Here is an 8,571-nt window from a genome sequence, read left to right on the forward strand (position 1 = left end):
CGCATATATTTCTTGAATTTATTGATCAATCTAACGAGTCCAAGGTTTTTTTTACGCTATCATAGCGAACAACTAAATAGGCTAAAATATCCTTTAAACGCATATTTTCTTTACGTAAATCAGAAACATCATCGCTCGTTGCTTCACGTGTTATATCGCCTGAAAGTCGCTTTTTACCAGCTTCCAAAAACTCTTTATTCCATTTATAAAATTGAGATTGTGAAATCGAATATTTTCGACATAGTTCAGCAACAGAAGTCTCTGCTCGTAAAGCTTCCATTACGATTAATATCTTTTGTTCAGCTGAAAAGATTCTTCGTGTATTATTACGGATATCTTTTACAAAATTTTCTGGGGTTTTCTTTTTAGAATTTACCATAATTAAAGTTAATGTTTTAATGAAAACACTAACTTAATTTTTAGGTCTTAACTATCCACTTTTTGCTGAAGATTTACAATTTGAAAAAACTTTTATTAACCGTTATTTTTTGTTCAGGATTTACGTTTGGACAAAATATTTTATCTTTTAGTAATGATCAATATAGCGGGATTAACGGTAGTGTTTTTTCTCCGACAACTTCATATTTTAACCCGAATAAATGGGATATTAATATTATTTCTGAGGATATTTTATTCAGAAATGATTACGCTTACGTATCCGATCAAAACGTATTAGGTTTAATAAAAGGTGAAACAAAATCAGCAAATATAAAAGCTGGAATAAGAGGAGAAACGCATTCTAATATTTTAGATTTCGCAACTAGAAATACGATTTCTTATCATTTGGAAAATGATTTTCTGGGACCTTCCGTTTCTTTTAAAAAGAAAATTAATAATCAAACTTATCGTCTTGGAATTTTCACCCGACTTCGTACACAAGGTTCTATTAAAGATTTAGATAATTATTTTCGTTTTAGTAATCAGAATGAAATAGAACCAAAAAATTATGAGTTTGAACCTACAAAGACAAATGCAATGAATTGGGCTGAATTAGGCTTAAATGTTGCGACAAATTTGTATACAACTAATACTTCTGAAGTTATTATTGGGGCAAATATTAAATATCTTTTGGGTTTAGATGGTGCTTATATCAAAAGTAGAAACGCGATAAAATTAGAAGCAGAACCAAATTTATCAGGCACATTTGATCATTAGAAGCTAGATATTTATGCGTCAAATTATGATATAAAAGCAGGATATTCTACCAATTATGATTTTGATCGAGATAAATATGTTTTACGAAATAGAGGAAATGGAGTTGGAATAGATTTAGGAATTTCTTTTGTGAACAGAAGAGCGAATGATGAATTATATGATTTCAAATTTTCGGCAAATTTATTAGATGTTGGATTAGTGAAATTCAGAGGCGATAACCATCATTTCTACAATCCTTCACAAAGAATTCAACTTCGTAATAATCCAAATTTAGATGGAGTTAAATTTGAAAGCGTTGATCAATATTTAAGACTTTTGAGCAAAGAAGTTTATGGAGATGAGACAAAATCTAAAACGGGAAATAATTTTTCAATCGGTTTACCAACCAGTTTACATCTTAATCTAAGTAAAAAAATTATCGAAAATCATTACTTAAATTTCAATTGGATGCAACGAATTCCAGTTTTTGAAAATAGTTTGAAACGTATCAATGTGCTACAAACGTCTTATACTATCCAAAAAGATGGATTTGGAATTGGACCTTCCCTTTCTATCTATGATTATGAAAATGTAACGTTTGGTGGTTATGTAAGAATTGGCCCTCTGATTTTGGGCAGTGATAATGCAATTCCAATCGTTTTCAAACAGAAAAAATTAACTTCTGCGAACTTTTATTTTGGATTAAAATTTTATCCTTTTTGGGACAATGAAGCCAAAAGACGAAGTAGAGAACCTTGTGAATGTGAATAAAAAAAACCTTTTACGCAAAACGTAAAAGATTTAAAAAATATTTCTATTTATTTTGTTAAAATTAGTCAATAGCTTTGACAACCGCTTTTTCGGCTTCTTTTCTTGTCCCGTCGAAACCATCAACACCAGAAACAGTTGTGTATTTCAAGACAAATTTTTTCCCAGGATTCATTCTATTGTAAACAGACTGACACATTAACGTTGCTTCATGGAAACCACATAAAATCAATTTCAATTTTCCTGGATAAGTATTTACGTCTCCAATCGCGTAAATTCCTTCGATATTTGTTTGATAATCTAACGCATTATTTACCTTGATTGCATTTTTCTCAATCTCCAATCCCCAATTTGCAATAGGACCTAGTTTTGGAGAAAGACCAAACAATGGAATAAAATAATCTGTTTCAAGTTCAAAAGTTTCACCTTCTTTTTCAATTACCAAACTTTCCACTTTTCCTTCACCTTTGATTCCAGTAATTTCAGCTGGAGTAACCAAATTAATTTTTCCAGCTTTTTTCAATTCAATTACTTTATCAACAGAATCTAACGCTCCACGGAACTCATTTCTTCTGTGTACCAACGTAACTTCCGCAGCCACATCAGCCAAGAAAATCGACCAATCCAAAGCAGAATCTCCACCACCAGCAATTACGATTTTTTTATCACGGAACAGTTCAGGATTTTTTACAAAATACTCCACTCCGTTTTCTTCATACGCTTCGATGTTTTCGATAATTGGCTTACGAGGCTCAAAAGATCCAAGACCACCTGCAATCGCAACCGCTTTTCCTTGCACTTGCGTTCCTTTATTTGTTGTTACAATAAAAGTTCCGTCTTCTTGCTTATCGATTGTTGCAGCTTGTTCGTTCAATGTAAAACCTGGCTCAAATTGTTTGATTTGCTCCATTAAGTTATCAATCAATTCACCTGCACCAACAGAAGGATAACCAGGAATATCAAAAATTGGTTTTTTTGGATACAATTCTGTCAATTGCCCTCCTGGTTGAGGAAGTGCATCAATAATATGACATCTCATTTTTAATAAACCAGCTTCGAAAACGGCAAAAAGACCAGTTGGTCCAGCTCCGATTATAACTATATCTGTTTGAATCATTTTTTTGAATTTTATTTAGAACGTTACTAAATTGAATGCAAATTTAATGAATTTGAAAGGATTAATCGATGATTATCATCAGAAGTCTAATAATATTTATTGATAATAAAAAAGACAAATTCAATAATGAATTTGTCTTTTGAATTTGTAGCGAAGAGCAGAATCGAACTGCCGACCTCAGGGTTATGAATCCTGCGCTCTAACCATCTGAGCTACCTCGCCTTGTTTTTAGTGGTGCAAATATAAGAGGTTATTTTCGATTAAAACAAATCTTTTTTGAAATATTTTCAATAAAAAGTCGCTTAAATAGGCTAATCAATTGAAATTCATTAAAATTAAAATCACATTTTTTTGAAGAAAATATCATCTACAAAAAAATCCTCAAGCAAAACTTGAGGATTTTGATATTTTATCTGCTTTTCTACTTATGCTAAAGCATTTTTGATACGTGTCATTGCTTCTTTCAACTCCTCTACAGACGCCGCATACGAGATACGAATACAATTTTTAGATCCGAAAGCCGAACCAGAAACAACCGCAACTTGAGCATGTTCTAATAAATATAAAGCCAAATCATCTGCATTGTTAATTGTAACGCCATTGTATGTATTTCCGAAAGTTTCCGTAACATCTGGAAATAAATAGAACGCTCCTTTTGGTTCGTTTACTTTGAACGTTGGAATTTCTCTTGCCCAACCCAACATCAATTCACGACGTTCTGCAAACGCATCAACCATGTATTGAACAGAGCTTGGATCTGCTTCTAAAGCTGTAATTGCCGCACGTTGCGCAATAGATGTTGCTCCCGAAGTCACTTGCCCTTGTAATGTTTCGCATGCTTTTGCTAACCAAGCTGGCGCTCCAATGAAACCGATTCTCCAGCCTGTCATCGCGAAAGCTTTTGCTAAACCATTTACAGTTACTGTTTGGTTATAAACTTCTGGGAAAGATGCTATCGAAACATTTTTTTCTCCATAAACAATGTGCTCATAAATTTCGTCCGAAATAATAATCACATCTGGATATTTTGCTAAAACCTCAGCCAAACCTTTCAATTCTTCTCTTGTGTAAACTGATCCTGATGGATTACAAGGAGATGAATAAATAATTGCACGCGTTTTATCTGTAATTGCAGCTTTTAATTGTGCTGGTGTAATTTTGAAATCAGCTTCTAAAGTTCCTTCCACAAAAACTGGCGTTCCTCCTGATAATTCTACGATATCTGAATAAGAAACCCAATAAGGTGTTGGAATAATTACTTCAGTTCCTTCGTCTACAATTGCTTGTAAAACATTATAAATAGATTGTTTTGCTCCAGTAGAAACAACAACTTGATTTGCTGTATATTCAATATTGTTATCACGTTTAAACTTCTTACAAATTGTTTCCTTCAAATCTGCATACCCTGCAATTGGAGGATATCCTGAATAATTTTCGTCGATAGCTTTTTTAGCTGCCTCCTTGATAAAATCTGGTGTATTGAAATCTGGTTCTCCAATACTTAAACTAATCACATCGATTCCTTGTGATTTTAATTCTCTTGCTTTCGCAGACATTGCAATAGTTGCAGATGGTTTCAAATTCTGTAAACGCTTTGAAAGTTGCATAATATTTGTGTGTTATTTGTAATGTAACAATTTATTGTTGCGAAGATACTTTTTTCTCCGTAGAATTTTGTTACTTTTAATCATTAAAAATCTAAGAATAAAATAAAAAATTATGGCTGAAATTACATTCAAAGGAAATCCTATTCATACAGGCGGAGATTTACCTATAATTGGTGAAAAAGCGCCGATTTTTGCTTTAACAGCAGGAGATTTAAGCGACAAAACATTGGCTGATTATGCTGGAAAAAATGTTGTTTTAAATATTTTTCCAAGTGTTGACACTGGTGTTTGTGCGCAATCTGTACGAACTTTTAACAAAGAAGTTTCTTCTGCTGCAAATACAGTTGTGTTATGTATTTCGAAAGATTTACCTTTCGCTTTATCTCGTTTTTGTGCTGCCGAAGGTTTGGATAATGTAGTGACTTTATCTGATTTCAAAAATGAAGAGTTTGCAAATGCTTATGGTGTAAAAATGGTTGATGGACCATTAAATGGTTTATTTTCTCGCGCAGTTGTGGTAATTAATCCAAATGGAGAAGTTGCTTACACAGAGCAAGTTCCTGAAATTGGTCAAGAGCCTGATTACACACATGCTTTAGCAGCAATTAAGTAATCAAAATAGTTTTCAAAATAAAAAGCGTTACCCGAAAAGTAACGCTTTTTGTTTATTTCCCAACTAAAATCACTTCTTTAGAATTTATCCGAATAACTCTTTCACTTTCAAAAGTAAAAATTAGGTCATCATTTTCATTTGGATATTCTTTATCAACTAATGAATAATTTTCATCACGTAAATTAGAATCAAAAAATGTAATTCCAGATAAACATGAATCGTCTTCAATATATTCTTCAGAAGGTTTAATTTGTTTTAGATATGTATAATTATTTACTAAAAAATATAAATCATTATACTTCATTTTTTTAATAGTATTTTCTTCTATTATGACAAAATGTATTTTAATAAATTCATCTGTCACTTCCAATTCATTTGAAATAAAATCATAACAATTATGAAGATCTATTTCTTCATTCTCAAATTCAATTTCTGTAAAAGAAATAATTTTAAAATTTGTTTTCATTAGATTAAATTCCCAATAAAATCAATAGTTAATCAACTAATTACTTCGCAAACTGAGCAGCTAATTTTTCAGCTTTTTTAGATTCTGAATAATCATAGAATCCTTCTCCAGATTTCACTCCTTTTTTACCTGCTGTTACCATGTTTACTAACAATGGACAAGGCGCGTATTTAGGATTTTTGAAACCATCGTACAATACTTCTAAGATTGATAAACAAACGTCTAAACCAATAAAATCAGCTAATTGTAATGGCCCCATTGGATGAGCCATACCTAATTTCATTACTTCGTCAATTTCTTTCACGCCCGCAACTCCTTCATATAAAGAATAAATTGCTTCGTTAATCATTGGCATTAAAATACGATTGGCGATAAAACCTGGATAATCATTCACTTCAACTGGAACTTTTCCTAATTTTTCTGACATTTCCATAATCGCTTTCGTTACTTCGTCTGTTGTATCGTAACCACGAATAATTTCAACCAATTTCATCATCGGAACTGGATTCATGAAATGCATTCCAATCACTTGTTTTGGACGACTTGTAACAGACGCAATTTTTGTAATCGAAATAGAAGAAGTATTAGACGCTAAAATTGCATTTGCTGGCGCAGCTTCATCAATTTGTTTGAAGATTTTCAATTTCAAATCTAAATTTTCTGTTGCAGCTTCTACAACTAAATCCGCATTTTTTACCGCTTCCGCAGTATCTGTAAATGTTGTAATATTATTTAAAGTTGCTGTTTTGTCAGCTTCCGTAATTTTTTCTTTGGCGATCATACGCTCCAAATTTCCAGCGATTGTTTTCAATCCACGCTCCAAACTATCTTGAGAAACGTCAACCAAATTCACTGCAAATCCTGATTGTGCGAAAACGTGAGCAATTCCATTCCCCATCGTTCCAGCTCCAATAACTGTAATGTTTTTCATCTTTTTGTATGTTTGTTTTTATTATTTATTTTTTTTCGAGATTCGAAGTTCGAAATGAGTTTTGCGAAATTTGATTTTTCAGAATGAGAAGCTGAAATGAATTCAGCTTGACAAATTTTCGTCATTCTGAACTTGTTTCAAAATCACATCATATTCATGCGTTTAGCGAAATTCGAACTTCTAAAATCTAACATCGATTTATTCTTTCTCGATTGTTTGATTTTTGATGACTTGCTGTTCTTTTTCAAAATAAGCAATAATCTCCAATGCAACTTTCAATGCATTTCGTCCATCTTGTAACGAAACTTTAATTGGTGAATTATTCACAATAGAATCTGCAAAGCTTTCTAATTCATCCAAAATTGCATTATTTGGTAAAATTTCTGGATGTTCAAAACAAATTTCTCTACGATCTCCTTTATCGTTTTCCAAAATCATCGCAAATTCACTTGGATTTTCTGGCGCTTTGTGCATTTTAATAATTTCAGTCTTTTTCGTCAAGAAATCAATTGAAATATACGCATTTCGTTGAAAAACACGCATTTTTCGCATATTTTTCATTGACATTCTACTTGTCGAAACATTCACCACACAACCATTTTCAAACTCAATTCGAGCATTTGCAATATCAGGTGTATCACTAATTACCGAAACTCCAGACGAATGAATTGATTTAATTTCTGATTTTACAATCGATAAAATCACATCTAAATCATGAATCATCAAATCTAAAACTACAGGAACATCTGTACCGCGCGGATTAAATTCTGCCAAACGATGCGTTTCAATAAACAATGGTTCTTCGATAAAAGGTGCAGCCGCTGTAAATGCAGGATTAAAACGCTCTACGTGTCCAACTTGCGCTTTCAAACCTTTTTCATTTGTCAATTTCAACAAATGATCTGCCTCTTCTAAGGTATGCGTAACTGGTTTTTCGATGAAAAAATGTTTATTTTTTTCGATCACTTTCAATGCCACTTCATAATGTGATAACGTTGGTGTCACAATATCGACAACATCAACAGCATCAATCAATTCGTCCATCGAACTAAAATATTTATACCCAAATTCAGCTTCAACTTTTTTTCCATTTTCTTCAAAAGAATCAAAGAAGCCAATTAATTCGTATCTTTCCGATTGATTTAATAACTTTAAATGGATTTTTCCAAGGTGCCCAGCACCGATCACTCCTACTTTTAACATTTGGTAGATTTTGCCGTTAAAATTAATGAGAATAAGTTGTATTTAATGCATTTTTGTAAAAATTTTGGAATATGTCTGTAGACGATTTTAAACACAGAGGACGACGCAAAATGTTGGTTGATTTGTTGCGCTCGAAAGGAATTGAAGATGAAAACGTATTGGAAGCTATTAATTTAGTGCCACGACATTTATTTTTAGACAGCGCTTTTACCGAATTCGCATATCGCGACGAAGCTTTTCCGATTGCTGCTGGACAAACAATTTCGCATCCGTTTACAGTTGCTTTTCAGACACAATTATTAGACATTCAGCCTAATGAAAAAGTCTTAGAAATCGGAACTGGTTCTGGTTATCAAACTGCTGTTTTGGTTGCTTTGGGTGTTGAAGTTTTTACGATTGAAAGACAAAAAGATTTGTTTGATTTCTCGAAAATCATGTTGAAAAAAATCAATTTCGAGCCACGTTATCAAACGTATGGAGATGGCTACAAAGGTTTACCTTCTTTTGCTCCTTTTGATAAAATTATTGTAACAGCTGGTGCGCCAGAAATTCCAGAAGAATTAAAAAAACAATTGAATATTGGAGGAATAATGGTGATTCCAGTTGGTGAACAATCGCAACGAATGATTGTCATTATGAGATTATCAGAAGATCAATTTGAGCATTACGAATTTGGAGATTTCAAATTTGTACCAATGTTAGAAAGCCGAGATAAATAAAATAAAAAACTCC

Annotated in this window: 10 protein-coding genes and 1 tRNA gene; 4 read left to right on the forward strand and 7 right to left on the reverse strand. The window is 32.5% G+C overall.

What is annotated here, in order from left to right:
* Positions 1-25: 25 nt before the first annotated feature.
* Entirely contained in the window at positions 26-379 is a 354-nt protein-coding gene (locus B4J88_RS05115; protein WP_291066670.1) for a transposase, read from the reverse strand.
* A gap of 80 nt (positions 380-459) precedes the next feature.
* On the opposite strand from B4J88_RS05115, the gene B4J88_RS05120 reads away from it, so the two are divergent.
* Both B4J88_RS05120 and B4J88_RS05125 read left to right on the forward strand, forming a co-directional pair.
* Positions 460-1,155, forward strand: a complete 696-nt coding sequence (locus B4J88_RS05120; protein WP_291066672.1) for a DUF5723 family protein — start codon at positions 460-462, stop codon at positions 1,153-1,155.
* Positions 1,156-1,284: 129 nt separating this feature from the next.
* A complete protein-coding gene (locus tag B4J88_RS05125; RefSeq protein WP_349679329.1) occupies positions 1,285-1,905 on the forward strand; it encodes a DUF5723 family protein in 621 nt (206 codons plus the stop codon).
* Positions 1,906-1,966: 61 nt separating this feature from the next.
* Here the strand turns inward: B4J88_RS05125 and B4J88_RS05130 are convergent, their stop codons facing one another.
* From B4J88_RS05130 to B4J88_RS05140, 3 genes are all read right to left on the reverse strand, one after another.
* Positions 1,967-3,019: an NAD(P)/FAD-dependent oxidoreductase gene (locus B4J88_RS05130; protein WP_115001902.1), complete on the reverse strand. Its 1,053-nt coding sequence runs from the start codon at positions 3,017-3,019 to the stop codon at positions 1,967-1,969.
* Positions 3,020-3,167: 148 nt separating this feature from the next.
* Positions 3,168-3,241: transfer RNA gene (locus tag B4J88_RS05135), tRNA-Met, on the reverse strand.
* 203 nt (positions 3,242-3,444) lie between these two features.
* A complete protein-coding gene (locus tag B4J88_RS05140; RefSeq protein ID WP_291066674.1) occupies positions 3,445-4,626 on the reverse strand; it encodes a pyridoxal phosphate-dependent aminotransferase in 1,182 nt (393 codons plus the stop codon).
* 112 nt (positions 4,627-4,738) lie between these two features.
* Here B4J88_RS05140 and tpx point away from each other — a divergent pair, with 112 nt between their 5' ends.
* Complete coding sequence (gene tpx, locus B4J88_RS05145; RefSeq protein ID WP_280051293.1) at positions 4,739-5,239, forward strand: thiol peroxidase; 501 nt, start codon at positions 4,739-4,741, stop codon at positions 5,237-5,239.
* Between the two features lie 52 nt (positions 5,240-5,291).
* Here the strand turns inward: tpx and B4J88_RS05150 are convergent, their stop codons facing one another.
* The 3 genes from B4J88_RS05150 to B4J88_RS05160 all read right to left on the reverse strand — a co-directional run bounded on the left by B4J88_RS05150 (position 5,292) and on the right by B4J88_RS05160 (position 7,839).
* Positions 5,292-5,705 (reverse strand): hypothetical protein, encoded by a 414-nt coding sequence (locus tag B4J88_RS05150; RefSeq protein WP_125350048.1) that lies wholly within the window; start codon positions 5,703-5,705, stop codon positions 5,292-5,294.
* Positions 5,706-5,745: 40 nt separating this feature from the next.
* Entirely contained in the window at positions 5,746-6,636 is an 891-nt protein-coding gene (locus B4J88_RS05155; protein ID WP_114997739.1) for a 3-hydroxyacyl-CoA dehydrogenase family protein, read from the reverse strand.
* Between the two features lie 198 nt (positions 6,637-6,834).
* The gene (locus B4J88_RS05160) at positions 6,835-7,839 is read right to left on the reverse strand and encodes a Gfo/Idh/MocA family protein (RefSeq protein ID WP_114997742.1); all 1,005 of its coding nucleotides are present in this window, start codon (positions 7,837-7,839) and stop codon (positions 6,835-6,837) included.
* A gap of 71 nt (positions 7,840-7,910) precedes the next feature.
* Here B4J88_RS05160 and B4J88_RS05165 point away from each other — a divergent pair, with 71 nt between their 5' ends.
* A complete protein-coding gene (locus tag B4J88_RS05165; protein ID WP_038332579.1) occupies positions 7,911-8,558 on the forward strand; it encodes a protein-L-isoaspartate(D-aspartate) O-methyltransferase in 648 nt (215 codons plus the stop codon).
* Positions 8,559-8,571: the final 13 nt, after the last annotated feature.

Source organism: Empedobacter sp. UBA5036, assembly GCF_002415215.1.
Classification (GTDB): Bacteria; Bacteroidota; Bacteroidia; order Flavobacteriales; family Weeksellaceae; genus Empedobacter; species Empedobacter falsenii_B.